The organism is Autumnicola tepida, assembly GCF_031846485.1.
Classification (GTDB): Bacteria; Bacteroidota; Bacteroidia; order Flavobacteriales; family Flavobacteriaceae; genus Autumnicola; species Autumnicola tepida.
In genome coordinates this window covers 32,424-58,054 of sequence record NZ_JAVRHQ010000026.1, presented here as the reverse complement: position 1 = coordinate 58,054, position 25,631 = coordinate 32,424, and the positions used below count along the sequence as shown (strand labels likewise).

The 25,631-nt window shown below is 40.8% G+C and carries 28 protein-coding genes; 14 read left to right on the top strand and 14 right to left on the bottom strand.

Annotated elements, in window-relative coordinates:
• Nucleotides 1-61: 61 nt before the first annotated feature.
• Complete coding sequence (pyrF, locus tag RM553_RS16600) at nt 62-880, top strand: orotidine-5'-phosphate decarboxylase (RefSeq protein WP_311536077.1); 819 nt, start codon at nt 62-64, stop codon at nt 878-880.
• Nucleotides 867-1,676, top strand: a complete 810-nt coding sequence (locus RM553_RS16595; protein WP_311536076.1) for an ABC transporter substrate-binding protein — start codon at nt 867-869, stop codon at nt 1,674-1,676. Before pyrF ends, RM553_RS16595 begins: the two co-directional genes overlap by 14 nt.
• Here the strand turns inward: RM553_RS16595 and RM553_RS16590 are convergent.
• The 3 genes from RM553_RS16590 to purU all read right to left on the bottom strand — a co-directional run bounded on the left by RM553_RS16590 (nt 1,649) and on the right by purU (nt 3,603).
• Nucleotides 1,649-1,837: a Lacal_2735 family protein gene (locus RM553_RS16590; RefSeq protein ID WP_311536075.1), complete on the bottom strand. Its 189-nt coding sequence runs from the start codon at nt 1,835-1,837 to the stop codon at nt 1,649-1,651. The genes RM553_RS16595 and RM553_RS16590 overlap by 28 nt on opposite strands.
• 142 nt (nt 1,838-1,979) lie before the next feature.
• A complete protein-coding gene (locus tag RM553_RS16585; RefSeq protein WP_311536074.1) occupies nt 1,980-2,684 on the bottom strand; it encodes a DUF4197 domain-containing protein in 705 nt (234 codons plus the stop codon).
• Nucleotides 2,685-2,751: 67 nt separating this feature from the next.
• Nucleotides 2,752-3,603 carry a formyltetrahydrofolate deformylase gene (purU, locus tag RM553_RS16580; protein ID WP_311536073.1) on the bottom strand — a complete coding sequence of 284 codons (852 nt, stop codon included), beginning with the start codon at nt 3,601-3,603 and terminating at the stop codon, nt 2,752-2,754.
• Nucleotides 3,604-3,743: 140 nt separating this feature from the next.
• Between purU and RM553_RS16575 the strand changes: the two genes are divergently transcribed.
• Entirely contained in the window at nt 3,744-7,187 is a 3,444-nt protein-coding gene (locus RM553_RS16575; RefSeq protein ID WP_311536072.1) for a methylmalonyl-CoA mutase family protein, read from the top strand.
• Between the two features lie 240 nt (nt 7,188-7,427).
• Nucleotides 7,428-8,048, top strand: coding sequence for a MarC family protein (locus RM553_RS16570; protein WP_311536071.1), 621 nt, complete (start codon nt 7,428-7,430; stop codon nt 8,046-8,048).
• Between the two features lie 60 nt (nt 8,049-8,108).
• Here the strand turns inward: RM553_RS16570 and RM553_RS16565 are convergent, their stop codons facing one another.
• On the bottom strand, nt 8,109-8,504 hold the full coding sequence (locus RM553_RS16565; protein WP_311536070.1) for a hypothetical protein: 396 nt from the start codon (nt 8,502-8,504) through the stop codon (nt 8,109-8,111).
• 129 nt (nt 8,505-8,633) lie between these two features.
• Here RM553_RS16565 and RM553_RS16560 point away from each other — a divergent pair, with 129 nt between their 5' ends.
• Nucleotides 8,634-9,089, top strand: a complete 456-nt coding sequence (locus tag RM553_RS16560; protein WP_311536069.1) for an Lrp/AsnC family transcriptional regulator — start codon at nt 8,634-8,636, stop codon at nt 9,087-9,089.
• On the opposite strand, the gene RM553_RS16555 is transcribed toward RM553_RS16560, so the two are convergent.
• The gene (locus RM553_RS16555) at nt 9,090-9,998 is read right to left on the bottom strand and encodes a class I SAM-dependent methyltransferase (RefSeq protein WP_311536068.1); all 909 of its coding nucleotides are present in this window, start codon (nt 9,996-9,998) and stop codon (nt 9,090-9,092) included. It abuts the gene before it with no gap.
• 170 nt (nt 9,999-10,168) lie between these two features.
• Here RM553_RS16555 and RM553_RS16550 point away from each other — a divergent pair, with 170 nt between their 5' ends.
• Together RM553_RS16550 and RM553_RS16545 are read left to right on the top strand one after the other, a co-directional pair.
• Nucleotides 10,169-10,372, top strand: a complete 204-nt coding sequence (locus RM553_RS16550; RefSeq protein WP_311536067.1) for a DUF1328 domain-containing protein — start codon at nt 10,169-10,171, stop codon at nt 10,370-10,372.
• Nucleotides 10,373-10,453: 81 nt separating this feature from the next.
• Entirely contained in the window at nt 10,454-11,893 is a 1,440-nt protein-coding gene (locus RM553_RS16545) for a hypothetical protein (RefSeq protein WP_311536066.1), read from the top strand.
• On the opposite strand, the gene RM553_RS16540 is transcribed toward RM553_RS16545, so the two are convergent.
• Nucleotides 11,890-13,095 (bottom strand): MDR family MFS transporter, encoded by a 1,206-nt coding sequence (locus RM553_RS16540; protein WP_311536065.1) that lies wholly within the window; start codon nt 13,093-13,095, stop codon nt 11,890-11,892. The two genes, RM553_RS16545 and RM553_RS16540, sit on opposite strands and share 4 nt — an antisense overlap.
• Before the next feature lie 80 nt (nt 13,096-13,175).
• On the opposite strand from RM553_RS16540, the gene RM553_RS16535 reads away from it, so the two are divergent.
• Nucleotides 13,176-13,778 (top strand): DUF1684 domain-containing protein, encoded by a 603-nt coding sequence (locus tag RM553_RS16535; protein WP_311536064.1) that lies wholly within the window; start codon nt 13,176-13,178, stop codon nt 13,776-13,778.
• A 4-nt stretch (nt 13,779-13,782) separates the two neighbouring features.
• Here the strand turns inward: RM553_RS16535 and RM553_RS16530 are convergent, their stop codons facing one another.
• From RM553_RS16530 to RM553_RS16505, 6 genes are all read right to left on the bottom strand, one after another.
• Complete coding sequence (locus RM553_RS16530) at nt 13,783-14,874, bottom strand: porin (RefSeq protein ID WP_311536063.1); 1,092 nt, start codon at nt 14,872-14,874, stop codon at nt 13,783-13,785.
• 132 nt (nt 14,875-15,006) lie between these two features.
• Complete coding sequence (locus RM553_RS16525; RefSeq protein ID WP_311536062.1) at nt 15,007-16,227, bottom strand: ammonium transporter; 1,221 nt, start codon at nt 16,225-16,227, stop codon at nt 15,007-15,009.
• A gap of 32 nt (nt 16,228-16,259) precedes the next feature.
• On the bottom strand, nt 16,260-16,598 hold the full coding sequence (locus RM553_RS16520) for a P-II family nitrogen regulator (protein WP_311536061.1): 339 nt from the start codon (nt 16,596-16,598) through the stop codon (nt 16,260-16,262).
• 317 nt (nt 16,599-16,915) lie between these two features.
• A complete protein-coding gene (crcB, locus tag RM553_RS16515) occupies nt 16,916-17,290 on the bottom strand; it encodes a fluoride efflux transporter CrcB (protein WP_311536060.1) in 375 nt (124 codons plus the stop codon).
• A 12-nt stretch (nt 17,291-17,302) separates the two neighbouring features.
• Nucleotides 17,303-18,334 carry an SRPBCC family protein gene (locus RM553_RS16510; protein ID WP_311536059.1) on the bottom strand — a complete coding sequence of 344 codons (1,032 nt, stop codon included), beginning with the start codon at nt 18,332-18,334 and terminating at the stop codon, nt 17,303-17,305.
• 69 nt (nt 18,335-18,403) lie between these two features.
• Complete coding sequence (locus RM553_RS16505) at nt 18,404-18,592, bottom strand: hypothetical protein (protein ID WP_311536058.1); 189 nt, start codon at nt 18,590-18,592, stop codon at nt 18,404-18,406.
• A 95-nt stretch (nt 18,593-18,687) separates the two neighbouring features.
• Between RM553_RS16505 and RM553_RS16500 the strand changes: the two genes are divergently transcribed.
• On the top strand, nt 18,688-19,074 hold the full coding sequence (locus tag RM553_RS16500) for a nucleoside triphosphate pyrophosphohydrolase family protein (protein ID WP_311536057.1): 387 nt from the start codon (nt 18,688-18,690) through the stop codon (nt 19,072-19,074).
• 510 nt (nt 19,075-19,584) lie between these two features.
• Here the strand turns inward: RM553_RS16500 and RM553_RS16495 are convergent.
• Nucleotides 19,585-20,652, bottom strand: a complete 1,068-nt coding sequence (locus RM553_RS16495; RefSeq protein WP_311536056.1) for a branched-chain amino acid aminotransferase — start codon at nt 20,650-20,652, stop codon at nt 19,585-19,587.
• A 104-nt stretch (nt 20,653-20,756) separates the two neighbouring features.
• On the opposite strand from RM553_RS16495, the gene RM553_RS16490 reads away from it, so the two are divergent.
• The 3 genes from RM553_RS16490 to RM553_RS16480 all read left to right on the top strand — a co-directional run bounded on the left by RM553_RS16490 (nt 20,757) and on the right by RM553_RS16480 (nt 22,901).
• Nucleotides 20,757-21,248: a DUF4920 domain-containing protein gene (locus tag RM553_RS16490; RefSeq protein ID WP_311536055.1), complete on the top strand. Its 492-nt coding sequence runs from the start codon at nt 20,757-20,759 to the stop codon at nt 21,246-21,248.
• A 2-nt stretch (nt 21,249-21,250) separates the two neighbouring features.
• Nucleotides 21,251-21,925 carry a tRNA (5-methylaminomethyl-2-thiouridine)(34)-methyltransferase MnmC2 gene (gene mnmC2, locus RM553_RS16485; protein WP_311536054.1) on the top strand — a complete coding sequence of 225 codons (675 nt, stop codon included), beginning with the start codon at nt 21,251-21,253 and terminating at the stop codon, nt 21,923-21,925.
• A 70-nt stretch (nt 21,926-21,995) separates the two neighbouring features.
• The gene (locus RM553_RS16480) at nt 21,996-22,901 is read left to right on the top strand and encodes a TIGR01777 family oxidoreductase (protein WP_311536053.1); all 906 of its coding nucleotides are present in this window, start codon (nt 21,996-21,998) and stop codon (nt 22,899-22,901) included.
• Nucleotides 22,902-22,951: 50 nt separating this feature from the next.
• On the opposite strand, the gene RM553_RS16475 is transcribed toward RM553_RS16480, so the two are convergent.
• Nucleotides 22,952-23,623: a YceI family protein gene (locus RM553_RS16475; RefSeq protein ID WP_311536052.1), complete on the bottom strand. Its 672-nt coding sequence runs from the start codon at nt 23,621-23,623 to the stop codon at nt 22,952-22,954.
• Between the two features lie 155 nt (nt 23,624-23,778).
• Between RM553_RS16475 and RM553_RS16470 the strand changes: the two genes are divergently transcribed.
• Both RM553_RS16470 and dnaJ read left to right on the top strand, forming a co-directional pair.
• On the top strand, nt 23,779-24,375 hold the full coding sequence (locus tag RM553_RS16470; protein ID WP_311536051.1) for a nucleotide exchange factor GrpE: 597 nt from the start codon (nt 23,779-23,781) through the stop codon (nt 24,373-24,375).
• A 31-nt stretch (nt 24,376-24,406) separates the two neighbouring features.
• Entirely contained in the window at nt 24,407-25,531 is a 1,125-nt protein-coding gene (gene dnaJ, locus RM553_RS16465) for a molecular chaperone DnaJ (RefSeq protein ID WP_311536050.1), read from the top strand.
• Nucleotides 25,532-25,631: the final 100 nt, after the last annotated feature.

The following is a 25,631-nucleotide window of genomic DNA, read 5'->3' as shown; positions in this document are numbered from 1 at the left end:
TGATAACTGATAACTGATAACTGATAACTGATAACTGATAACTGATAACTGATAACTGATAATGTCTACTGAAGAGCTGATTAAACAAATACATAAGAAGAAATCTTTTTTGTGCATTGGCCTGGATGTGGACTTGGAAAAAATTCCCACTTACCTGCTTTCTGAAGAAGATCCTATTTTTACGTTTAACAAAGCGATTATAGATGCAACCCATCAGTTTGCCGTTGCTTACAAGCCAAATACCGCTTTTTATGAAGCCTGCGGCATTGCTGGCTGGAAGGCCTTGCAGAAAACGGTAGATTACCTTCACGATACTTATCCTGAAATTTATACTATAGCAGATGCCAAGCGTGGGGACATTGGCAATACTTCAAGAATGTATGCCAAGACTTTCCTGCAGGACATGGGATTCGATTCCGTTACCGTGGCGCCATACATGGGGAAAGATTCCGTAGAGCCGTTCCTGGAATTCCAGAACAGGCATACCATACTTTTGGCATTAACTTCCAATCAAGGCGCTTTTGATTTTCAGACTAAAAAAATCGATGGTCTTGAAATGTATAAGCAGGTGCTGAAAACGTCTAAAACCTGGAAAAATTCCCAAAACCTGATGTATGTTGTTGGGGCTACAAAAGCGGAATATTTAAAGGAAATTCGGGAGATCGTACCAGATAGTTTTCTCCTGGTTCCAGGCGTGGGAGCCCAGGGTGGCAAGCTGGAAGAGGTTTGCAAATACGGGATGAACAAAGATGTTGGCCTGTTGGTAAATTCAGCGCGAAAAATTATCTATGCTTCAGATTCTTCAAATTTTGCTGAAATAGCAGGAGCTAAGGCTGAATCTTTTCAGCAGCAAATGGCAGAAGAGCTTGAACAATTATAGTTTTTCTATGGAAATTACAGATCAGCTCGGCAGAAAGTTTGAACTTCCTGAAATTCCGAAGCGGGTGGTTTCTTTAGTGCCAAGCCAGACGGAATTACTGGTAGATCTTGACCTGGAAAAAAAACTGGTTGGCATTACCAAATTCTGTGTTCATCCTAAGGATCTTCGGAAAAGAAAAAAGGTGGTGGGTGGCACCAAATCGGTTCATTTAGATAAAATAGAAGCTTTGCACCCCAATCTTATTCTTTGTAATAAAGAAGAGAATACGGAAGAAATGGTTTTGGAACTGGAGAAAATTGCCCCGGTCCATGTTTCTGATATTTCTAAAATGGAAGACGCTTTTCAAATAATTCAGCAGTATGGGAAAATCTTGTGTTGTGAAAACAAAGCAGAAAAAATAATTGCCGGAGTTAAGTCGAAGAAAAGTCTGCTGGAAAAGAAGCTGAGTGGAAGGAAGAAATTAAAAGTCGCCTACTTTATCTGGAAAAAACCATTGATGGTGGCTGGAACCGATACTTTTATCAATGCTTTACTGGAGCTTAACGGGTTTAAGAATGTATATACGGGACGTTATCCTGAAACCAATCTACAGGAACTGCAGGAGCTAAAACCAGACCTTGTATTTCTTTCTTCGGAACCATTCCCTTTCAAAGAAAAAGATAAAAAGATATTTAAGGATACTAAAGCTAAAATTATACTGGTAGACGGCGAATTTTTTAGCTGGTACGGCAGCCGACTTTTAGATGCGATGGATTATTTTATGCATCTTCAGGACCATGCATCTATTTCCCGGTAATTCAATCTCTTTAATTCTGAAAGGATTTTTTTTGCCCTGGAATTTAATTTATCACTCTTCTCTTTATCGTATAAGGCGGTTTTATACGCCCTGTGCATCAGTTCCTTATATTTATCGCAAAGCCTTTCTTCTTTATTTTTTTGCTGAAAAATCCTAAACATACTTCTTCTTACATGTATTCACCTTACAAAGATAAGTAGCAGAGATTTGAAGATTTATTAAATACTAGTTAAGCTTCTGGTAATGTTGCCCCTTAAATAATATTTATTTGTTAAAAATATGAGATTCTTTTAATACTAACGGTTAGTCTTGTAAAGCAAACACCCTTTGTAGAAGCTGGGTGGTTCGGGCAGCTGCCTTCTCTCTAATTTGTCCTTCTTCTACAGCTATCATAGTGTAAACTCCATCCAATGCTTCTTTAGTCACATAATCTGCAAGATCTGGATTTACATTATTAGTAAGGGGAATGCTATTGTATTTTTGAATGATGTTGCTCCAGATTTGATTAGCGCCAACCTTGTCTAATGAATTCTGGATAACAGGATTAAATTTTGAATAAAGCTGAGACTCAGTCTTGTTCAGCAAATATTGTGTGGCGGCATCGTTTTCTCCTAACAGGATATTACGGGCATCTGTAAAAGTAATTTCCTGCACGGCATTCACAAAAATAGGAGTGGCTTCCTTTACAGCGTCTTCAGCGGCACGGTTTAATACTTTTAAGCCTTCATCGGCTAAGGATCCCAATCCCACATCCCTCAAGGTTTTATCCACTTTTTGCAGTTCAGGGGGTAGGCCTATTCGTACCAGCTCATTGCTGAAAAACCCGTTTTCTTCTGCCAGTTTGGTAACCTCTTTATCAATACCAAAATTCAGGGCCTGGCGCAGGCCGGAAGCAATTTCAGTATTGGTTACTCTGTAACCGCTTTCAGGTAACTGGCTTGCAATGTCCTGCAATTCGGCACAGGAGGTTAAAATGAACAGGAGGCACAGGGATAAATACTTTTTCATAGAATGCTTTTTGTCAAATATAAGTATTCTTATTTTGATGAACTTTAAAATTCGGAGACCAGTAATATCAGGTAAAAATGATTGTTTTGTTGTTGTAGACCAGTGTTTTGCGCTCTACATGAAGTTTTATTCCCCTTGCCAGCACTATTTTTTCAAGATCCCTGCCTTTTAGAATGAGGTCTCGTATAGAATGGCTGTGGGAAATTCTGCTGATGTCCTGTTCAATTATTGGCCCTGCATCAAGTTCTTCCGTCACATAATGGCAGGTGGCGCCAATAATTTTTACGCCTCTTTTGTAGGCAGAGTGGTAGGGCCTTGCACCGGCAAAGGCTGGAAGAAACGAATGATGGATATTAATGATCCTGTTCGGAAACCGCTGAATCAATTTTCCAGAAACAATCTGCATATACCTCGCCAGGATCACCACATCGATTTTTTCTTTCTGAAGCAGGTCCAGCTGCTGCTCTTCAGCTTCTTCTTTGTTCTCTTTTGTAACCGGAATATGATGAAAACCAATTCCGAAGCTGTCCGCGATAGGTTTCAAGTCTGGATGGTTGCTAACAATAAAGGGGATTTCCACATTTAGCTCCCCAGATTTATACCTGCTGAGGATGTCATAAAGGCAATGATCATATTTTGAAACGAAAACAGCCATTTTAATAGGATTGCCCGCCGTGTACATTTGCCAGGACATCTGGTAAGGCATAGCAATCTCTTCGCTAAAAGCTTTTTTAAAGGAAGCAATCTCAATTTTACTGCGGAATTCACTCTCCAGCCTCATAAAAAAGATCTTGTTTTCGGTATCTACATATTGGTCTATATAGATTATATTACCTTTATGGTTATGAAAAAAAGTAGTGACTTTGGAAATAATCCCTGAAGTATCAGGGCAATGAATAAGCAAGGTTATTTTAAACATAATCAGGTTTTGCCTGATAAAATTAGGTATTTTGAAGCAGTCTCCCCGATTCCTAATAAAGATTATGCTATTGTTATAAAAGCCGGTGATCTTTTACAATTTTCGTAAATTGCGGCATCAAAAAATTGATATCATTAGAAATGGAACAACAGAAACCATATACTCCCAAACATAAAATTAGAATAGTAACCGCAGCTTCCCTTTTTGACGGGCACGATGCGGCCATAAACATTATGCGCCGCATTATCCAGTCGACAGGGGTGGAAGTAATTCATCTTGGCCATGACCGCAGTGTGGAAGAGGTGGTGAATTGCGCTATCCAGGAAGATGCCAACGCCATCGCGATGACCTCTTACCAGGGCGGCCATAACGAATATTTTAAATATATGTACGATTTGCTGCAAGAGAAAAATGCCGGGCATATCAAGATTTTTGGAGGCGGCGGCGGAGTAATTCTTCCTGAAGAAATAAAGGAGTTGATGGATTACGGGATTGATAGGATTTATTCTCCCGATGATGGCAGGGAAATGGGCTTGCAGGGGATGATCAACGATATGGTGAAGCGGGTGGATGAACCAACTTTGCCACTCCAGGAGAAGGAAGATGTTGAAAAATCTTTAAAGGAAAAGGATGTCAACACAATTTCCAGGTTAATTTCCCTTGCTGAAAATAAGCATGAGGAATTTCAAAAGCATTTCTGCGGAATAAAGAAATCGGGAGAAAAAGAAAAGATGGCCATTCCTGTTTTAGGGATCACCGGGACAGGAGGTTCCGGGAAATCCAGTTTAGTAGATGAGCTGGTAAGGCGCTTTTTGGCCGATTTTCCTGAGAAGAACATAGGGATTGTTTCCGTAGATCCTTCAAAAAAGAAAACCGGCGGGGCATTGCTGGGAGACCGCATCAGGATGAACTCTATCAATAATCCGCGGGTTTATATGCGTTCCCTGGCTACAAGGCAATCTAACCTGGCGTTATCAAAATATGTTGCTGAAGCGGTTGATATTTTAAAAGTTTCAGGTTACGACCTTATAATTTTGGAAACCTCTGGAATTGGACAATCAGATACTGAAATTTTAGACCACTCCGATGTTTCGCTTTATGTGATGACGCCGGAATTTGGAGCGGCCACACAGCTGGAAAAAATCGATATGCTCGATTTTGCCGATCTGGTGGCCATCAATAAATTCGATAAGAGAGGAGCCCAGGACGCCCTTAGGGATGTGAAAAAACAATACCAGCGAAACCATGCCCTGTGGCATGAAGATGCTGAAAAACTTCCGGTATTTGGTACCATTGCTTCCCAGTTCAACGATCCAGGAATGAATACGCTCTACAAAAAGATCATGGATAAGATCGATGAGAAAACCAATTCGAACCTGAATTCCACTTTCGAGATTTCCAGGGAAATGAGCGAAAAAATATTTGTAATTCCGCCTAAAAGGACCCGTTATCTTTCAGAAATAGCTGAAAATAACAGGAGTTATGACGAAAAAGCGAAATCCCAGGCTGAAGTTGCCCAAAAGCTTTATGGAATTTACAAAACCCTGGAAAGTGTTACAGGAACAAAGTTAAGCCTTGATAAATACGGAATTGAAGAAGAGGCGCTTGAAGAGTCTACTTCCGAAGAAAATATAGAATTTGCCGGCCTGCTGAAAAAGGAGTTTGACCGTGTAAAAATGGATCTCGATCCTTACAACTGGGAAATGATCCTGGGTTGGGAGGAAAAAGTGAATAAATACCGGCAGCCTATATATTCTTTTAAAGTTCGGGACAAAGAAATTAAAATTGAAACACATACGGAATCACTATCCCACACCCAGATTCCACGGGTGGCGTTGCCTAAATATGAAGCATGGGGCGATATTTTAAAATGGTGCCTTCAGGAAAATGTGCCTGGAGAATTTCCGTATACCGCCGGGCTTTATCCCTTCAAGAGGCAGGGAGAAGATCCAACACGGATGTTTGCCGGGGAAGGCGGGCCAGAGCGTACCAATCGCAGGTTTCATTATGTAAGCCTGGGATTGCCAGCAAAAAGATTGTCAACGGCTTTCGATTCGGTTACACTTTATGGAAATGATCCCGATCATCGGCCCGATATTTATGGGAAAATAGGGAATGCCGGTGTGTCCATCTGCTGCCTGGATGACGCTAAAAAATTATATTCGGGATTTGACCTGGCCGATCCCTTAACTTCGGTGAGCATGACGATAAACGGCCCCGCGCCCATGTTGCTGGGGTTTTTTATGAATGCAGCCATAGATCAGCAATGTGAGAAATATATCAAAGAAAATGGTTTAGAAGAGAAAGTTGAGGCTAAGCTGAAGGAACTTTATGATGATAACGGTATTGACCGGCCTTCGTATAAAGGAGAGTTACCTGAAGGTAATAATGGCCTTGGGCTGATGCTGCTCGGTTTGACCGGTGATCAGATTTTGCCTTCAGATGTTTATGAAGAAATAAGACAAAAAACCTTAAGTTCAGTTAGAGGTACGGTGCAGGCAGATATTCTTAAGGAAGACCAGGCACAGAATACCTGTATTTTTTCCACGGAATTTGCGCTGAGGTTAATGGGAGATGTGCAGCAGTATTTTATTGAAGAAAAGGTGCGTAATTTCTATTCGGTTTCCATTTCGGGATATCATATTGCCGAAGCCGGGGCAAACCCCATTACCCAGCTGGCTTTTACTCTGGCCAACGGCTTTACCTATGTGGAATACTACCTTAGCCGGGGGATGGATATCAACAAGTTTGGACCTAACCTGTCTTTCTTTTTCTCCAACGGAATAGATCCCGAATATGCTGTAATTGGACGTGTGGCCAGGAAAATATGGTCCAAGGCTTTAAAACACAAATATGGAGCGAACGCACGGGCGCAAATGCTAAAATACCATATCCAGACATCAGGCCGTTCCCTTCATGCGCAGGAAATAGATTTTAATGATATTAGAACAACCCTTCAGGCGCTGTATGCGATTTATGATAACTGTAATTCCCTGCATACCAACGCTTATGACGAGGCTATTACCACGCCTACCGAAGCTTCGGTAAGAAGGGCGATGGCAATTCAGCTTATTATCAACAAAGAACTCGGGCTTGCCAAAAATGAAAACCCTATCCAGGGCTCTTTTATTATTGAAGAGCTTACCGATCTTGTTGAAGAAGCCGTGCTTACCGAGTTCGACAGGATTACCGAAAGAGGAGGAGTGCTGGGCGCCATGGAAACCATGTACCAGCGCGGGAAAATCCAGGAAGAAAGCCTTTATTATGAAACCTTAAAACACAATGGCGATTACCCCATTATTGGGGTGAATACCTTCCTTAGCTCAACCGGTTCTCCAACAGTTACGCCTGGAGAGGTAATACGTGCCACCGAAGAAGAAAAACAGCACCAGATAAAAACGCTTACTACCTTGCATGAGGCCAAAGGGACAAAAGCAGATGATGCCCTGGCAGCATTAAAAGATGCCGCCGTAAATAATGAAAATCTCTTTGCGGTACTAATGCGTGCTACCAAAGTTTGTTCTTTAGGGCAAATCACCAATGCTTTGTTTGAAGTAGGAGGGCAGTACAGGAGAAATATGTAAGCTGAAAATTTAATACAATAGGAGGAGAAAATCCCATTATTCCAAATTAGTCCTGCAAGGTTTCCAAAACCTTGTAGGATTAACCTTTAAAAAATATCTCGCAGGATTTTACAAATCCTAGCCGGAAGGATTTTTACTTTTTAAAAAAGAAAGTGCTTTCAGGATTATGCAGTTTCAGGCAAACTTCTATTTTTGCGGTTCGAAATTTCGATAATTTGTTCTACCTCAAAAGGTAAAAAAATGGAAAATATCTGGTTGTATGCCATAGGTGCCTTTACCGCTTTTTTCGCGATCAACAATCCTGTTGGTAATATGCCTATTTTTTTGAGCCTCACCAAACAGGCTGACGGGAAACGGAAAAGATACATTTCCAAAAAAGCTACCTTTACCGCTTTTGTTATTGTTACTGGTTTTGTGGTTTTGGGGAAATATATTTTTCAGCTTTTCGGATTGACCATTCCGGCGTTTAAAATTACCGGTGGGATCTTAGTGTTTTTTGTCGGTTTTGAGATGATTCGCGCGCAGCAGTCGAGTATCGATAACCAGACTGAAATTGATTTTAACGAGGGCATCTCCATCTCACCTTTGGCCATTCCAATTCTGGCCGGCCCGGGTACCATTGTAACAGCTGTAAACTATACTACCACCGCCAGTTATTTGGATATGCTGGTAATTATCCTCATGTTCGGGCTTATAATGTGGTTAAACCACCTGGCATTTATCTCGAGCGATTACCTGGTAAGGCTTATTGGCCAGAATAAGATTGTGGTAATTGAAAAGATTATGGGGCTAATAATTGCCATTATTGGCACTAATATGCTTATTGAAGGAATTCATATAGCATTTTTCGAACCGGCTTAGTTGAAGACATTTTATACAAATTATTGCTTCGAAGGTGGACTAAAAGCTAGTCCCAAAATTCTACATTTTCAGCATCCAGATACGCTGAAGTTTTCTGAACTTTTTCAGTTCGGTTCTAAGTAGCTTGAGAAATTCCCGGCCGTTGCTATTGGAGAGTTCCAGGCGGTCGCAATTTTTATGCAAAAGATTAATGAGCCTGTTTACTGAAGCGATATGAGGATGCCGTTCTTCAGAATAAGTCTTGCTCTCTGCTTTCAGTATTTCCGGCGCAAGTGAAATGGATTGCTGCACAATATCTCCTGAGAAGTAAATGTGAGGATCTTCCTCTCCGTTCCTCTGCAAATGGTTCAGGTCTTGCACAAGGTACTCCGAAATACTCCGTGAAAGCCTGAATATTTCCATAGCTTTCTGGTAAATAGGAGAGTGCGAAGGACTATTTTCCTGTAATGGGGACATATGAACAGTTATCAGATTAAAATTTCTCTATCAAATTTAACTACAAGAAAACTTTTTTGAATATCGATTTTAAAGGAAAATATATGATTAACTTTAAAAACATTTAATTTTGAAGAAAAAAACTTTAAAATGAAAGTCGATAAAATCAACTGGGAGATCCTTTCCCTTCTGCAGGCCAATGCCAGGTTGTCTAATGCCGAGATTGGAAGAAAAGTAGGCATAAGTTCGCCGGCAGTTTCCGAAAGGATTAAAAAAATGGAGGATGCAGGCTTAATCCAGGGCTATAGAACTGAAATTTCTTACCGACAGGCGGGACATCAGCTAAAAGCAATTATTACCCTGCGCGCATTTATGGGCAGGTTAAAAGCTTTCCTTGAAAAAGTAAAGGAGTTCCAGGAAATTGTTAACTGCTATCGCATTACCGGGAATGAAAATATTATCATGGAAGTGGTGCTATACGACCAGGCGCACCTGGAAGCTTTTATAGATAAGATGATTACTTATGGAGAAACGAAAACGCATATTGTGCTTTCCAACGTTATTGAGGACGCACCAGTTCCCAGGCCCTGGCCATTAATTAAATAGTTATTTTCTTCCACTTACCAGGTACATCAAAGAACCGCCGGCAGCGTGATATTGTTCCCGCTGTAGCGCTCCCAGAATATGCTCGTCCCGGGTTTGGTATTTCTCCTGGTATTCAAAGTAAAATGGCATATATTCTTCTCCTGCCGCGTTAAAGAAATCAATGTCCTTCTGAGTCTCAGACTTCCATGAACCGCCGGTCATCCATTGTTTTACAGTCGCCACCTGTTCTTCATTATCATAAGGGGGGTACATGGCAATTGCTTTATCTGAAAGCCTTACTTCAATATCTTTAAAATCTTCCATCGCGAACATTCCCGGAAGCAGGTCACCCAAAGAATTATCCCCGCGCCCAAGTTTGCGCTTACCTTTCTCAATAATCAGGCGATACTTGATATGGTCTAAAGTCTCTTCCAGGGAATCATTTTTGGAAATGGAATTTTTTACCAGGCTTTGCACAATATTATTGGGTTCCACACATAAAAGAAGCCCGTCTTTTTTCAGTACCCTTTTCATTTCCTTCAGGGCTGCTTTTGGCTCGGGAAGGTGGATAAGCACGGTCTGGCAGGTTACAAATTCAAAGCTGTTGTCTGGAAATGGCAATTTCTGGGCATCTCCGGCCATAAGAGTGAAATTTTGCTGCCGGGTGGCAAAAAAATGATTAAGTTCAGCGTTGGAGAAGTGCCATTTTTGATCATTATCCACGGCGGTAATTTCAGCATTATCTTTAAGGTAAGGTGCAAGGATCCTGGTCCAGTGCCCTTTGCCGCAGCCCACGTCCAGCATACTTTCAATTTTATTAAGCTGAAGCCTTTCGGCGGTGAGGTCCAGGAAGGGCTTATTCCACCAGAAATCCCTGTAATCCCCAAAAAAATCTTCGGAGTGGCCTTTATTTTTAGACTTATTGTTCAAGCAGTAATTTTCTGTAAAGATAATTAATTGCAGATTGCATTCCGCAGGAGACTTACATCAGATTTTTAACACTAAAAAGGCTATTGCGCTATTTCCGTTAAATTACTGGTAATTGTTTAAATTTTTAGAATAGTTGAGGCTGTTAAAGGCTATATTTGAAAAAAAATGCTATGAAAAAGATATTAATTTACTTGGTAATCGCAGTGATAACAGGGATCATTGGATTTTCAGGAATAAGTTTTGATGGGATAGAATTGGTAAGGATAGCTTTTCTGATATTTGCCGATCTATTGATTGTAAGTTTACTGGCATCTGTTTTCTTTTCAGCACAACCAACACAGAATTTAAAATTGAAAAGGATCAGAAATAGATAAGAACCTTGATTTTAAAGGACAACACGAAAGCTTTTACCTTAGGGTAGAGGCTTTTTTTTATATTTACTTCAAAGCGTTATTATGAAAAATGTGAATTGGTATATTAATTTCCTGCTATTATTATTTATTGGTACGGCAGGGGCCCAGGAGATGAGAATCCTGAAAGGCAGGGTTACAGACTCCATTCCGGTAAGGGACAGCCTTTCCGGGACCTATGCATTATATATTCCCCAATCTGTTGAAGCAGGGAAACCAAATCCCGTAATTTTTGTATTTGACCCTGAAGGCCGCGGAGTACATGCAGCCCAGTTGTTTCGCCGGGTTGCCGAGGAGCAGTCTTATATAGTAGCGGCATCTAATGTACGCTATTCCCAGGATTCGCTTAAGAACAATCTTAATGAAGCATTTAAAATGGTTGGCAGTGTTCTGCAATTAGTCCCTGTAGATACAGATATGATCTATACCGCCGGGCTTGATGAGGGAGCTCAGGTGGCATCGGCTATGCCTATGGTTTATAAGGAGGTGGATGGCGTATTGGCTGTAGGGGATGCTCTTTTTAACCCAGAATATCTGGCGGAAGAAAACAAATTTATGTTTAGCGCATTGGTAAGTATGGAAGATTTTCAGAAGGACCAACTTGAAGATATAGTTGGCTTTTTTGAAAAAAAGGACTTCCCTGTAGAGATTGGCTACTATAGTGAAGCTGCGGGGGAATGGCCGGAAGCCAGGGTAATTAGTAACGCTGTAAGCGGCTTTACTTTACAGGCTATTCAGCAAGGTAAGCGGCCTGCGGATCCGGAGTTTATAAATGGCTTGTTCCAGGATGAGCTGGCTTATGCGGAGCGGCTGCGCAGAACAAGAGAGTACTATGCTTCTTATCAAAAGCTGGAACAGCTGGAAGAAAAATACCAGAATTATGAAAAATTTGAAGATACTCTGAAGCAAAGAAGAAAAGAGCTTAGAAGAACAAGAGCTTTTAGAAAACAGCGCAGGGAAATAAGAAACCTGAAAGATGAAGAGCAGATCCATAAAGAGGATTATATCTATTTCCTGGAAAATGATCTCGCCACCGCGAATTTTGATAATATAGGCTGGTGGGCGTACCAGGTTGATGAACTTCACAGGATTCAAAAAGAAGGAAGTTTGGCTGAAGCGCAAATGGCACATCGCCTGGAAGATTTTTTAAAGTATTTTATCGAACAGCGTTACGAGGGCGTTTCCGTAAAAAATCTCCGGAATATAGATGCGAAAATCTTTACCAGTGTATTAAGAACTGTACTTGATAAGGAAAATCCCGAAGCTTACCTAAATATTATAAAACTGGCAGGTCATGACGGAGATCATGAGACCGCTTTGCTGTACCTGGAAGACCTGCTGAAAACCGGTTTTGATGATATGGAAGCTTTATATAATATCCCAGGGATCCTGGATTTAAAGCTGAGCCCGGAATATAATGAGCTCATTGGTAAAAACCTGGGGAATTCCAAATATTATCAGGCCGAATTAGAAGAGGTTAATTAGTTCTCCTTTTTCAGGATAAATTTTAGCCAAATTAAGAGTCCACAGGAAATTACGGCCAGAACAATCATAAAATTCCAGGTTACTGTAAAGCCAAAGTGGTTTATAAGTTGCATACCAGAGTTATGTCCAAAGATGTGGCCTGCAGAAAAAGCAATGCTGTAAAATGCCATATATGAGCCTTGTCTTCCTTTATCTGCACGCTGCAGTGCAAAAGTGTTTGAGAAGGGAAAAGCGATCATTTCCCCAACTGTGAGCAAAACCATTCCAATTACAAGCACTCCAATCCATTGTCCCAGGTTGAGAGCTAAAAAGCTAAGGCCGGTAAGCGCAGCCCCAAGGCCAATATAAGTAATTACTGATTTCTTCCTGATTTCGAGGAATTTAATAAGGGGCATTTCCAGCAGGAAAATTAAAAATCCGTTTAGGCCCAGCAGCACACCTATTTCAAATTCACTAAGCCGGTGCACCTGGGCATAAAAAAGGGGTACGGTGGAAAAGTATTGCAGAAAAACAAAACCAAATAGCACCATCGCAAAGATAAAGAGGAGGTAAGGCTTGTCTTTTAAAACAGATTGTGGCTTTAAGTTTACTTCGGTTGCATTTGCCAGGGCTTTTTTAGGGTCAAGCAACTTAAGCAATAAAATACCCGCGAGCAGGCAGGTAATGCCATCTACCCAAAATAATCCTGCGTAACCCGTCCCAGCAATTATAGAACCACCAATAGCCGGCCCAACCGAAAAACCAAGGTTTATGGCCAGCCGTATTAAAGTCACCGAGCGGGTTCGGTTTTGGGGTTTGCTGTAGGCGCTTATGGCTACAAAAACTGCCGGCCTGAAGGCGTCGGCAACCAGCATTACCAGGAATACCCCTATGCAAAGTTCCCAAAAAGATTGTGGGAATTGCAGGAGTACAAATAGAACTGAAGAAAAAATAAGGCTTCCTGTCATGGTTTTGTAGTGGCCAATAGTATCGGTAAGTTTGCCGCCAAGCCAGGAACCGGCAACAGAACCCATTCCGAAGAAAGATAAAATCCATCCTACTTCTTCAAGGGAAAAGCCTTTGCTTTTGGTGAGGTACAGTGAGAGGAAAGGAATTACCATAGTTCCTGCCCTGTTAATAAGGGTGATAAGGGCAAGAAACCAAACTTCTTTCCTCAGGTCGCCAAAGGAGCCAGTATAAGAGCGAAAAATTGCAGAAAGCATGCTGAAAATATGTGCTGATAAAATTATATTAAATTTTATCAGCTTTTATTTTTAATTTCCGGCTTTAGAAAATTTTTGATATGAAACATCATATATCCCTATTGTTACTGCTAATTTGTGCCTGCGGCCTTGCCCAGACTTCAGAAAAGATGAAAAGCGCAAAAGCATATCAGATGCATTTAAATGAAGAATTTAGAAATCCTGAAGAATCTCCGCTTTCAGAAGAAGAAATAAAGGAATTTAAAGGATTGGAATTTTTTAAAATTGACACTGCTTATACCGTGGAAGCTAATTTTGTGAGAACACCCGGAGAAGCTCCCTTTGTGATGCCCACTACAACCGAGAGGCAGCCGGTTTATGTGAAGTACGGCGAGTTGTATTTTTTTCTGAAGGGAAAGAAGAGGAAGCTTAACGTTTACCAGAACCAGTCATTTTTGTCAGATCCTGAATTGTACGATTATCTTTTTGTTCCTTTTACAGATGATACCAATGGTGAAACCACCTACTCCGGCGGACGGTATATGGATCTAAGGATACCGGAGGGTGATTCCATAATTCTGGATTTTAACAAAGCGTATAATCCTTACTGCGCTTATAGCGGCAACTATTCCTGCCCCATTCCTCCTGAGGAGAACCACCTGGATGCAGAAATTGCTGCCGGTGTAAAATCATATAAAAAATAGTTTCTTAGAATGCATAAATAGCGGCCAGTACAAAAGAAGAAAGATTGTCATTCGCATTCAGATCGGTGTCCACAAAAACATCTTCAGAAATACTATCCAGCCTTAATTCAGGTTTTATTATCAGGTTGCCAACTGTATAGCTTCCGGTAAGGGTGAAATCCAGTGCCCTTACATCAGCACCGTAAACAGGCCCTCCATCTTCCAGTTCCTTAAAATATTCGGCCCTTAAACCAATGGCGAAATTTTCTGAAGTTTGCAGCTGTGGGTAAAGTGCTGCCCCATAAAATCCTATTCCATCTGTATCCTGGTAAGTAGCGTTTAACCCTAAATAAAACATGTCGCTAAGATCCCATCCGGTAGTTAAGTCTATCTGGAAAGTGGCTTCATCTGAAACCGGGGACTGCTCCCCGTAAAGTAAATTAAGATAAGCGCTACCGGAATCATTGGAGTATCCTAACTGCCCACCAAAGGAATATTTTCCGTAGGGATTAAATTCAGTAAAATCTGTAGGGTTCATAATGGCCAGCATTCCCGTCCAGTTATCATCAAAGTTAAAATCTGCTTTTAACCCGGTGTGGGAGAATGGCCCGTAAGAAAACATATAGGAGGTGGAATAGTTGAAGTTTGCGGCGGGAGAAATTACCTCATAACCTAGATAGGTGTTCCAGTTCCCTAGGGTAAAAGTAAGCGCATCATTCACTTTATAATACACGTACAGCTGGTTAACAATATTACTGGAACCTACCGAAAGGAAAACAGCGTCTTCCCCACGTGGCCCGTAAACAAGATCTGCCACAAAACCTACTTTTTCACCTTCGTAACCCAAGATAACATTAGCCATCCCTATGGCAAAACCTGGATTATCTGCAAAAGAGGAGGCCGGGGCCTGCGGGCCGGCAATAACATCGCCGTTATTGTTGTATTCGTACTTGTTAAGGCCATTAAAATTGACCCTGAAATAAGTGTCCACACTTCCGCTAAGGACCCATCCTGCTGCTTCTTCTTCATCTTCCTGAGCTGAAGCTTGAAAACCTGTAAAACCTGCTACTATTAAAAGTAGAAATTTTATTAATTTTGGTGTTGTAATTACTTTCATAACGAGATTGATTAATAATTTGGTTTGAATGTTAGTAGTATGACCAATTGATCGAATTTTTAACAATTAATGATGTTTTGAAGTGATTATTGACGGAGCGTTCTGCCAAACGCTCCGTTTTTTATTTCAAAACTATTTATCCAGATTACTGCCGAATTCAGGATAGGAATCAATCCCGTGTTCGTGCATATCCAGTCCTTCAAGCTCTTCTTTTTCAGTTACTCGTAGCCCTAAAGTTTTCTTCAGGATAAAAAGAACAATAAATGCAGTGATCATGGCCCATGCACCAATGGCTACCACACCAATGGCCTGTACTCCTAACTGGCCAAAACCGCCGCCATAAAAGAGGCCGCCATCTGTTGCAAAAAGGCCTACGCAAAGTGTTCCAACAGCCCCAACAACTCCATGTACGGAAATTGCTCCAACAGGATCGTCAATTTTTAGGACCTGGTCTATAAATTCAATAGAAAATACAACCACTATTCCTGAAATGACACCAATAATGGCCGCTCCGCCGGGACTCACTGCGGCACAGCCTGCAGTAATTCCCACCAGGCCGGCAAGGGCACCGTTTAAAGTCATAGAAATATCTGCTCTTCCGTACTTCATCCAGGTAAGGAAAAGCGAGGTTGCTGCTCCTGCCGCCGCGGCAAGGTTTGTAGTAATTACAATGCCTGCCACGTTGTTGGCACTGTCGCCCGAAATTGCCAGCTCAGAGCCTGGGTTAAATCCAAACCAGCCAAGCCAAAGTATAAATACCCCAAGAGCGCCATAAAGCATGTTATGGCCCGGGATTGCGGTTGACTTGCCATCTACGTATTTCCCGATTCTTGGCCCTACAAGTGTGGCAGCCACTAAAGCTGCCCAGCCTCCAACAGAGTGTACAACGGTAGAACCTGCAAAATCAATAAATCCAAGGCTGGTTAGCCAGCCGTCCCCCTGCCACACCCAGTGGCCTGAGATAGGATAAATTACAGTAGTAATGATTAATGAAAAAATGAGATAAGTTGAAAATTTTGTCCTTTCTGCTATCGCCCCTGAAACTATTGTTGCGGCAGTAGCACAGAAAACCGTTTGGAAAAAGAGGTTGTGCATGTCATCCCTAACCGAATAGAAAAATTCAGGTACACCTATAAAGCTTCCTACATCTTCCCCGTACATAATGGTGTATCCAATAAGCCAGAATCCCAGGGAGCCTATAGCAAGGTCCATGAGGTTCTTCATAATAATATTTCCGGTATTTTTAGCGCGGGTAAAACCTACTTCCACAAGGGTGAAACCGGCTTGCATAAAAAACACCAGGATTCCGCAGACAACGATCCACATTAAGTCTAAAACAGCGTTTACTTCCATAATATTTTTGGTTATTTTGTTAGTTAGTCAGATTATATAAGAGAGTCTCCTCCAGATTCTTTTGTTCTTATACGGTATGCTTCTTCAACCGTGCTTACAAAAACTTTTCCGTCACCTACAGAGCCCGTGTGTGCTGCCTCAAGGATCACCTGGATTGTCCTTTCCAGAAATTCGTCCGAGACTACTACAGAGATCATCCTGCGCTGGATATCTGTTGTACTGTATGAGACCCCACGGTAAACCCTGCCACGTTTTTCGTTCCCGACGCCGGTAACATCCCAGTAGCTAAAAAAATTCACATCGGTCTCATGTAATGCTTTTTTAACTGCGTCAAATTTTGACTTACGAATAATCGCTTCAATTTTTTTCATAATTTTTCATTAAGACTTTGATCAAATTTATAAAATTATCTTAAAACCCCCTATTTTAAAGGGGGTCTCGGGTTATTTTTATGGAATTAAGAATAATAACCCCATAAATTTTAGGGGTATGAATTTAAAGTAGTCTATTTACCTGCTTAATTAGCGATAATTTATGGATTTTGTCAATTCCTGATGCAAAACAGTTAAAACCATAAGCATAAACTGTTTAAAAATGAGCAGATTGAATATTTTTAAGAAAATATCACCTCTTTCTGAAGAAATAGAGTTTCCGCACTTATATATTAAATATGCCGAAAAGGAAATGATCAGGTAAGCCTGGAAAGGTACAATCCAAAAAATACTGCCAGTAAACCAGCAACAATACTAAGGAGTGTATAGAGAAAGAAATTGTAATAATCGCCGGTTCTCAAATACGCCTGGTTTTCCAGGGCAAAGGTGGAAAAGGTGGTGAAGCCACCACAGAAACCCACTGCAAAAAATAAGGAGATACCGGGATTAAAGTTTTGATGTTTTGCACTTAAACCGAAAAGGAAGCCAATAAACAGGCTGCCTAAAATATTAACAGTAAAAGTGCCAAAAGGAATTTGGGAAACAGCAGAGTTATTCAGGAGTTTGCTTATGTAGTAACGCAGAATACTTCCCAGTCCTCCTCCCAAAAAAACCAATATGGCGCTTTTCATACTTTAATATTTTTACTGAACCGGGATATAGATGGAGGTAACCCAGTCCGCCGGATTTTTACTTTTATCAGGGCCTACAAGGTATACTTCAAATGCTTTTTCTTCTGTTGAAAGCTGGAGATCATTCTCCTGGATAAAAGCGTAGGCTCTGTCCCAGGTTTCCTGAAGTTTGTCGTAATTTCCTTTGAGGGTGGTCTTCACAACCTTTTGATTTGGCATATATCCTGTAAGAACAGGACTTTCAGCCGGAGTAATAACTTCACTGGGGGTAAAATAGGCTGCAGAGAAAATGGCGGAATTATTTTCCTGGTTCCATTCATTGTAAAGTACAAATGGATTACCGGTTCTTTCAATATTATTCTGGTCCATATAAGCTGCAATATCTTCAATCATATTGCCCATTTTTTCATCTATCTGGCTCACTTTGCTGGCCGTGGTGGTATACATGTAATAGCCGCCTCCATGTTGGGTAATTCCGTCCACATTAATGGAATAAACATTCATTTTCTTCTCTATAGCCTGCTCCATATTCTGCAAGCCTTCAGCAAATTCAGGCCGCATCATTTCTGTAATACTTTCGTCGCGAAACATAAAAGCCGCTTTTTCCATAAAGCTTTGTTCTCCTTTCATACCCCAGGTTACCTGAGTTCCGTTTTCGGTTTCTTCAAAGTTCCAGTAAACATCGCTTGAAGATTCCCCAAAGGAGGTTTCAAAAGTGATTTTTTGCTGGATGGAGGAAAAAGGATTGGCTTTGGTGGTGGTAATTTTTCCATTGCCCATGCTTTCACTTTTCCAGGCATAGGTGGCGTTTTCACCACTGGTGGTATCACCGTAATTAACAATCATGTCCTGTGCATCACCAGACCATGGCTCCCAATCCTGCCAGTTGCGAAGCTCATTAACTTCATTAAATACAACTTCCTGGGGCGCATTTATTAGCCGGGTCTCTTCAACCTGAAAATCTCCTTTTAAAGTGGCCACATAAATGGAAGTTCCAATAATGAGGATGAGAATAAGGAACAGGAGATATTTGAAGATTTTCATGAATGTTGGTTTTAATTAGAGCTAAGATAAATAATTTCCATAATGTTTGTAGGTAACTTCCTCTAGTTCCTAATGCTTCAGAAGGTTTTTAATGAGAAAAAGAAGAAGTATAAAAACAATAAATCCTACGAGTACAAAAACACTTCCTTTATAATATTTTCTATGCAGGGCGATATCTTTTCTATAACTAATAGTAATAATAGTCACAAATGCAACAACAAAAAAGCCTGCAAAAATGAGTTGTCCCGTGCTGAACATTTTCTTTATTTTTACGCAAAGTTAAGCTTTTAAGAGAGATTTGGCCCTACAACTTTCTTTGGCTGTAACATGGGCGAACATAGAAAAATCTTAAGATGAAGAAAAGAATATCTGCAGTAAAAGAATTTCATGAGGCATTTGGATTGGGTATTAATGAAGCTCCCGTTGCCTCTCTTGGCAAAAATAAAAACCTGTTGCGCTACAAGCTCATGGAAGAAGAAAATAAGGAATATCTTGAAGCTGCAGAAAGTAATGACCTTATTGAAGTGGCCGATGCGCTGGGGGATATGCTCTATATACTTTGCGGAACAATTTTGGAGCATGGAATGCAGCATAAAATTGAAGAGGTTTTTGATGCCATACAGGCTAGTAATATGAGCAAATTAGGAGAAGATGGAAAGCCGGTTTACAGGGAGGATGGGAAAGTGCTTAAAGGACCAAATTTCATGAAGCCGGATATCCGGAGTATTTTTATTAAATAGGGTTTTGGTAAAATTTAGAAAACCGATTCTTTCTTCTTATTTTAAATGAAAAAGATGCAAGTTATCTATCTGCTTTATTTGCTTCTGATTGTTGCTTTTCCTGTAAGGAAAATAACTCAGGGAAAGCAAATGGAAATCTTCAGAAAAAGTCGTTAGAGCCTGCTTCGGTTGACCAAAAGAAAAACAAGACGGGGAATTTACAGGAGGAGTACGCTGCACAGGATTGGCATTTTTCTGTAAAGCATCCGGGAGATTATCGGGTGCTGGAAAGTAAATTGCCTGGGGGTGCCGGTGATCAATATTTATAAGTCCGCCGGGGGCGACAATCCTCCTTACGCCATACAAGAAAATCCCACCCGCAGCTATACGGTTTTTCTCCCAAAAGTAATGCGGTTATCTTCTTTTAAATGTGCAAATCCTTCAGGAAAACCTGAAAATGAAAAGCTTCACCGGTTTCCTGTAATTTTTCCGCCTCAGTAAAGTCTATACGGTTTTTTAGGAAAAATCAGTCTACTTTATCTGGTATCTCCAGCCAAACTTATCTTCAGCCTGGTTATACTGGATTTTAGTCAGCTTATCTTTGAAGAACCTCGCGTAAGTATCTTCCATATTTGGGAGTTCATACTTTTCGCCCTTATAACCAAAACCGAGAATTGGATTAATAACGGTTGCGGTTCCGGAGCCAAACATTTCTTTTAGTTCCCCGGCTTCTGCAGCTTCTACGATTTCCTTGACCGTAACGCGGCGTACTTCCAGTTCGATATTGTATTCTTTAGCAAGGGCGATTACAGAATCCCTGGTAACACCATTCAGGATCCTGTCATTGGTAGGAGCGGTAATGAGTTTATCCCCAACCCTAAAGAAAATATTCATGGTTCCTGCTTCTTCCAGGTATTCGTGTGTGCTGGCATCAGTCCACACAATTTGTTGAAAACCTTCCTCTTTGGCCAGATTAGTGGGGTAGAACTGAGCTGCGTAATTTCCGGCAGCCTTGGCGAACCCAACTCCGCCATCGGCAGCACGGCTGTATTTTTCTGAAAACTGGACTCTCACTTCCCCGCTGTAATAAGCCTGGGCCGGAGAGCAAATAATCATAAATTTATATTCTTTTGAAGGTGCCGCAGATACGCCAGCTTCCGTTGCAATTACGAAAGGCCTGATGTATAAAGAATTTCCAAAGCCTTTTTTAATCCAGTCTTTTTCAAGCTTTAATAGTTCTTCCATCCCGGTAAAAAAATATTCTTTAGGAAATTCGGGAATAGCAAGCCGTTCACTGGATTTATTAATACGCTCAAAATTCTTTTCGGGCCTGAACAGCCAAACCTGGTCTTTTTCGTCCTTAAAAGCTTTCATGCCTTCAAAAACCGCCTGCCCGTAATGAAATACTTTAGCAGAAGGATCCAGTTGCAAAGGGCCGTAAGGTTTAATTTGCGGGGTTTGCCATTCCCCATTCTTATAATCGCACACCATCATATGATCTGTGAAAACCTGCCCAAAGACAAGATTGTTAAAATCAACATTTTCTATTTTGGACTTCGAAGCCTTCTGTATATCTATAGTAGTGGTGTCGGTTTTCATTGCTCTCTGTTTATACTCACAAATTTACCCAAATTAAAACAGAATCAAAATCTAAAGTTTTGGTAAATTTGAATTTACTACACTGCGATTCAAAATGAAATAACATGAAAAAATTAATCTTTAGCCTCTTTTTTGCGCTGTCAATAATCGGCTTTACTAATAACCTTTCTGCTCAAAAGACTGAAGATCTTATGGCCTATGAAGCCTATGGCAGGAAAATAAAGCCTCAGGAAATCCTGACAGCTTCCCAAATGCAGGAGCATTATAACCAGTTGAAGGTTGGAGATAGTATTCAGGTAAGTTTTAAAACAAGTGTAACCAGTGTGTGTAAAATGAAAGGCTGTTGGATGACGCTTAAGATGCCCGGGGAAGAGGAAGTGATGGTGAAGTTTAAAGATTATGCTTTTTTTGTACCCAAGGATATTGAAGGGCAGGAAGTAATTGTGGAAGGAAAAGCTTATGTAAAAGAAGTGCCGATAGAGGAATTAAAGCACCTGGCAAAAGACGCCGGGAAATCTGAAGCCGAAATAGCAGCCATCACCACTCCCGAAAAACAAAGGTCTTTCCTGGCTGAAGGCGTGCTTATAAAAGAATAGATTTGGAGAGAAAAATTATTACTACTGCAGATGGCTCGGTTACCATTCATCTTCCGGAATGGGATGAGCAGTATCATTCCCGTCACGGGGCTGTACAGGAAGCCCGGCATGTTTTTATAAGAATGGGGCTGCATTATTATCTGGAGAAAAATAATGTAGCCGAAGTCAGCATCCTGGAAATAGGGTTTGGAACGGGCTTAAATGCTTTTATTACTTTTCTTGAAGCGGAAAAGCTTCAGAAGAAAGTTAATTATACTGGCGTGGAAGCTTATCCTGTAGCTTCAGAAGAAGTTGCCGTGCTCAATTATCCTGAAATTCTTTCCGCAGAGGATCAGAAGAATAGCTTTTTAAAGATGCATAAGCTTCCATGGGAAAAACAAGGGGCTGTTTCCGAAAGATTTCAGCTGGAAAAACAGAAGAAGAAATTTGAAGAAATAGAGGATAATTCTCAATACAATCTTATCTATTTTGATGCTTTTGGGGCGAGGGTCCAACCCGATTTATGGTCTGTAGAAATTTTCCAAAGTATGTATAACGCTCTGCAACCCGGCGGCGTTTTGGTTACTTATGCTGCAAAGGGCAGTGTGCGCCGTGCCATGCTGGAAGTAGGTTTTAGCGTGGAAAAACTTCCCGGGCCGCCGGGGAAGCGGGAAATGCTAAGGGCGTTAAAAAATTAGTTTCTACATGTTAAACCTGTAATAAACTTTAGCATGCATGTTTTTCTGTTAGTATATTAAAAGAAAAAATATGCGTGTTTTAATTACAGGAGCAACAGGATTAATAGGTTCGCATGTCACCAGGTTATGTCATGAAAAGGGGATTGGGGTGAATTACCTTAGTACCAGTAAAGGCAAGATAGAGAAGAAGGATAATTATAAGGGCTTTTACTGGAACCCTTCTGAAGGGGAGATGGATTTAAAAGCGCTGGAAGGAGTGAATGCTATTATAAACCTTGTTGGGGCGAGCATTGCGAAACCATGGACAGATAGCAATAAAAAGGCCATTGTGAACAGCAGGACAGAAACTGCAAAATTGCTTTTTGATGTACTTTCTAAAAATGAACATTCTGTAGATCAGTTTATTTCAGCCAGTGCCATAGGCATCTATCCCAGTTCAAAAGATAAATTATATGCTGAAGATGAAACCGCGGTTGATGACAGTTTTGTGGGTAAGGTTGTGGTAAAATGGGAGAGCGCGGTAAACAATTTTCAGGATATAGGAATAGATGTGACAAAAATCAGGATTGGGCTTGTCCTGGCTAAAAACGGCGGAATGCTGGAAAAACTAAAACAACCGGCTGGTTTTAATGTGGGTGCGCCCCTGGGTGATGGAAAACAGTGGCAGTCCTGGATACATATAGAAGATCTGGCGAATATTTTTATTCATGCCCTGGAGAATGAGCTATCAGGCACTTATAATGCCGTGGCGCCAAACCCTGTTACGAACAAAGAACTGGTAAAATGCGTGGCAAAAACAATGGGAAAAGCGATGTGGTTGCCCAATGTTCCTGCTATTGTTTTAAAAACATTATTGGGGGAAATGTCCACAATAGTGCTTTCCAGCCAGTTGGTAAGCAACAACAAGATTGAAAGTACAGGCTTCGGCTTTAAATATTCCCATCTTTCTAACGCGCTTCAGGATTTACTGCAATAAAAAAGGCTGCCCATATAAGAGCAGCCTTGTAATATATCTTACTAAAGATTTTAGGCTTTTGTAGCTTTAATGTCCAATTTCAATTGGATATCGTCGCTAATAAAGTTATTTCCAAGATTATCAAAAACAGATTTAGAACCATAGTTTACGTTCCATTGCGTTCTGTCAATAACAAATTCTTCACTGGTAATATTAATTTCGTCTCCTGAGCGGTCGATATTAATTGGGAAAGAAATATTTTTAGTCTGGTCTTTAATGGTAAGATTACCTTCCATCATTTTTTGACCGTTTTCTTCGGTAATGCCGGTTACTTCAAAAGTCGCGTGAGGATATTCCATGATGTTAAAGAAATCTCCTTCTTTTCCTTCCACAGTACCTTTTAGGTGAGCTTCAAGATTTTGTTTGTCATCACCTTCAAGATCGGTTACATCAATAGTCACCATATCAATTTTAAAGCTTCCGCTTTCAACTAAAGAGTCGTTTGCAGAAAAAGTTCCTTCAGCAAGTTTAATTGTTCCGGTATGTGTTCCGGTAGGTTTTGATCCTTCCCATTCTATTACAGATGCGGTGGTATCTACCATATATTCCATAACTTCCCCTTGGGCAACGGCAGCTTCTTTAGCCTCTTCTACCTCTGCTTCATGGTTTTGGTTATTTTTACATCCAACAATGGATATGGCCATAAAGGCAAACATAAATGTACTTAGCAAGTTAGTTTTCATAATTCACAATTATTTTTTGGATTAGTCGGCAAAATTACAACGAAGATCAATTGGATGTTCATAATTTATTATTAAAAATTTTCAATGACATTTTGACATTTAGCAGGAATTGGCAATACTTTTGCCCTGAATTGCACAGATTAAAACGTAAAAAAATGAGCAAAAAGAAAAACGATAAGGTAAAAGACGAACAGGAGTCTGTAAAAGATCGTGTGGAAGATATATTGGACGAAGCAATAGAAGAGGTTGAAGAAAAAGATGAAAACCAGGAAGACGCCGAGGATGATTCCAATTTTGGAATGTCTGAGACAGAATTGCTGAAAGAGGAAGTTCAAAAAGAAAAAGATAAATTTCTTCGTCTCTTTGCTGAATTCGAAAATTATAAAAAACGGACTTCTAAAGAACGTCTGGAATTGTTTAAAACGGCCAACCAGGAAGTCATGACAGCTATGTTGCCGGTACTGGATGATTTTGACCGCGCGTTGACAGAAATTAGGAAAACCGAAGATAAAAACCTGCTGCAGGGTGTGGAGCTTATTAATAATAAATTCCGCGAAACCTTAAGAAGTAAAGGTTTGGAGCCTATGAATGTGGAGGAAGGTGAAGCCTTTGATGCCGATATTCATGAGGCCATTACGCAAATCCCTGCCCCGTCGGATGATCTTAAAGGAAAGATCGTAGACGTTGTTGAGCGCGGATATAAGTTGGGAGAACGTATTATCCGTTATCCCAAAGTTGTTACCGGTAAGTAGAAACCACTTTTAGAACCCGCAAAAATTAACCATGAAAGAGGATTATTACGAGATATTAGGACTAAGTAAAGGAGCTTCTTCTGCTGAAATAAAAAAGGCATACCGCAAGATGGCCATTAAGTACCACCCAGATAAGAACCCGGGAGATGCGAAGGCCGAGGAAATGTTTAAAAAGGCAGCAGAAGCATATGAAGTTTTAGGAAACGAGGAGAAGAAAGCGCGCTACGACCGTTACGGACACCAGGCTTTTGAAGGTGGTGGCTTTGGCGGAGGAGCCGGCGGCATGAATATGGATGATATCTTTAGCCAGTTTGGTGACATCTTTGGCGGAGGCTTTGGTGGAGGAGGTTTCTCTGGTTTTGGTGGCGGCTTTGGCGGAGGCCAGCGTCGTGCCAAGGGTAGCAATCTCAGGATCCGGGTTTCACTTACTTTGGAAGAAATCGCCAATGGCGTAGAGAAGAAGATAAAAGTAAAACGAAAGGTCCAGGCCCCTGGAACTACTTATAAAACCTGTTCTACCTGTAATGGTACGGGCCAGGTTACCCGCGTAACCAATACGATTTTGGGAAGAATGCAAACCGCATCACCCTGTAATGTATGCGGAGGCAGCGGACAGATAATTGATAAGAAACCTGCCGATGCTGATGCGCATGGACTGGTAACGCAGGAGGAAACGGTTTCGATTAAAATTCCTGCCGGTGTGGAAGACGGCATGCAGCTTAAAGTTTCCGGAAAGGGTAATGACGCCCCTGGAAATGGTGTTCCCGGTGACTTGCTTGTTGCTATTGATGAAAAGGAACACGCGAGCCTGCAAAGGGAAGGCGATAATCTGCATTATGACCTTTATATAAGTTATTCTGAAGCAGCTTTAGGAAGTTCCCGTGAAATTGATACGGTTTCAGGAAAAGTGCGCATTAAGATTGATGAAGGGGTGCAGTCCGGGAAAATCCTCCGTTTAAGGGGAAAAGGAATTTCCAACCTTAACGGTTACGGAAAAGGAGATTTGCTCGTACATGTAAATGTCTGGACGCCTAAAACCTTAAATAAAGAACAACGTGAATTCTTCGAGAAAATGGCTAATGACGAGAATTTTCAGCCTAATCCGGAGAAAAGTGATAAGTCATTTTTTGAAAAAGTTAAAGATATGTTTTCTTAATCCTATGGTTTTAAGAAAAAATTTATATATTTGAGTATCACTAATCGTTTAGTGATAATTTTTCTTTTTCATAGCAATTTTTTTCCCATCCTTGATTTCA

Coding starts and splice junctions, on each gene's coding strand:
- pyrF (WP_311536077.1), top strand. CDS start 62: ATGTCTACTGAAGAGCTGATTAAACAAATACATAAGAAGAAATCTTTT.
- RM553_RS16590 (WP_311536075.1), bottom strand. CDS start 1,837: ATGTTTAGGATTTTTCAGCAAAAAAATAAAGAAGAAAGGCTTTGCGAT.
- RM553_RS16585 (WP_311536074.1), bottom strand. CDS start 2,684: ATGAAAAAGTATTTATCCCTGTGCCTCCTGTTCATTTTAACCTCCTGT.
- purU (WP_311536073.1), bottom strand. CDS start 3,603: ATGTTTAAAATAACCTTGCTTATTCATTGCCCTGATACTTCAGGGATT.
- RM553_RS16575 (WP_311536072.1), top strand. CDS start 3,744: ATGGAACAACAGAAACCATATACTCCCAAACATAAAATTAGAATAGTA.
- RM553_RS16570 (WP_311536071.1), top strand. CDS start 7,428: ATGGAAAATATCTGGTTGTATGCCATAGGTGCCTTTACCGCTTTTTTC.
- RM553_RS16565 (WP_311536070.1), bottom strand. CDS start 8,504: ATGTCCCCATTACAGGAAAATAGTCCTTCGCACTCTCCTATTTACCAG.
- RM553_RS16560 (WP_311536069.1), top strand. CDS start 8,634: ATGAAAGTCGATAAAATCAACTGGGAGATCCTTTCCCTTCTGCAGGCC.
- RM553_RS16550 (WP_311536067.1), top strand. CDS start 10,169: ATGAAAAAGATATTAATTTACTTGGTAATCGCAGTGATAACAGGGATC.
- RM553_RS16545 (WP_311536066.1), top strand. CDS start 10,454: ATGAAAAATGTGAATTGGTATATTAATTTCCTGCTATTATTATTTATT.
- RM553_RS16540 (WP_311536065.1), bottom strand. CDS start 13,095: ATGCTTTCTGCAATTTTTCGCTCTTATACTGGCTCCTTTGGCGACCTG.
- RM553_RS16535 (WP_311536064.1), top strand. CDS start 13,176: ATGAAACATCATATATCCCTATTGTTACTGCTAATTTGTGCCTGCGGC.
- RM553_RS16530 (WP_311536063.1), bottom strand. CDS start 14,874: ATGAAAGTAATTACAACACCAAAATTAATAAAATTTCTACTTTTAATA.
- RM553_RS16525 (WP_311536062.1), bottom strand. CDS start 16,227: ATGGAAGTAAACGCTGTTTTAGACTTAATGTGGATCGTTGTCTGCGGA.
- RM553_RS16520 (WP_311536061.1), bottom strand. CDS start 16,598: ATGAAAAAAATTGAAGCGATTATTCGTAAGTCAAAATTTGACGCAGTT.
- crcB (WP_311536060.1), bottom strand. CDS start 17,290: ATGAAAAGCGCCATATTGGTTTTTTTGGGAGGAGGACTGGGAAGTATT.
- RM553_RS16510 (WP_311536059.1), bottom strand. CDS start 18,334: ATGAAAATCTTCAAATATCTCCTGTTCCTTATTCTCATCCTCATTATT.
- RM553_RS16505 (WP_311536058.1), bottom strand. CDS start 18,592: ATGTTCAGCACGGGACAACTCATTTTTGCAGGCTTTTTTGTTGTTGCA.
- RM553_RS16500 (WP_311536057.1), top strand. CDS start 18,688: ATGAAGAAAAGAATATCTGCAGTAAAAGAATTTCATGAGGCATTTGGA.
- RM553_RS16495 (WP_311536056.1), bottom strand. CDS start 20,652: ATGAAAACCGACACCACTACTATAGATATACAGAAGGCTTCGAAGTCC.
- RM553_RS16490 (WP_311536055.1), top strand. CDS start 20,757: ATGAAAAAATTAATCTTTAGCCTCTTTTTTGCGCTGTCAATAATCGGC.
- RM553_RS16480 (WP_311536053.1), top strand. CDS start 21,996: ATGCGTGTTTTAATTACAGGAGCAACAGGATTAATAGGTTCGCATGTC.
- RM553_RS16475 (WP_311536052.1), bottom strand. CDS start 23,623: ATGAAAACTAACTTGCTAAGTACATTTATGTTTGCCTTTATGGCCATA.
- RM553_RS16470 (WP_311536051.1), top strand. CDS start 23,779: ATGAGCAAAAAGAAAAACGATAAGGTAAAAGACGAACAGGAGTCTGTA.
- dnaJ (WP_311536050.1), top strand. CDS start 24,407: ATGAAAGAGGATTATTACGAGATATTAGGACTAAGTAAAGGAGCTTCT.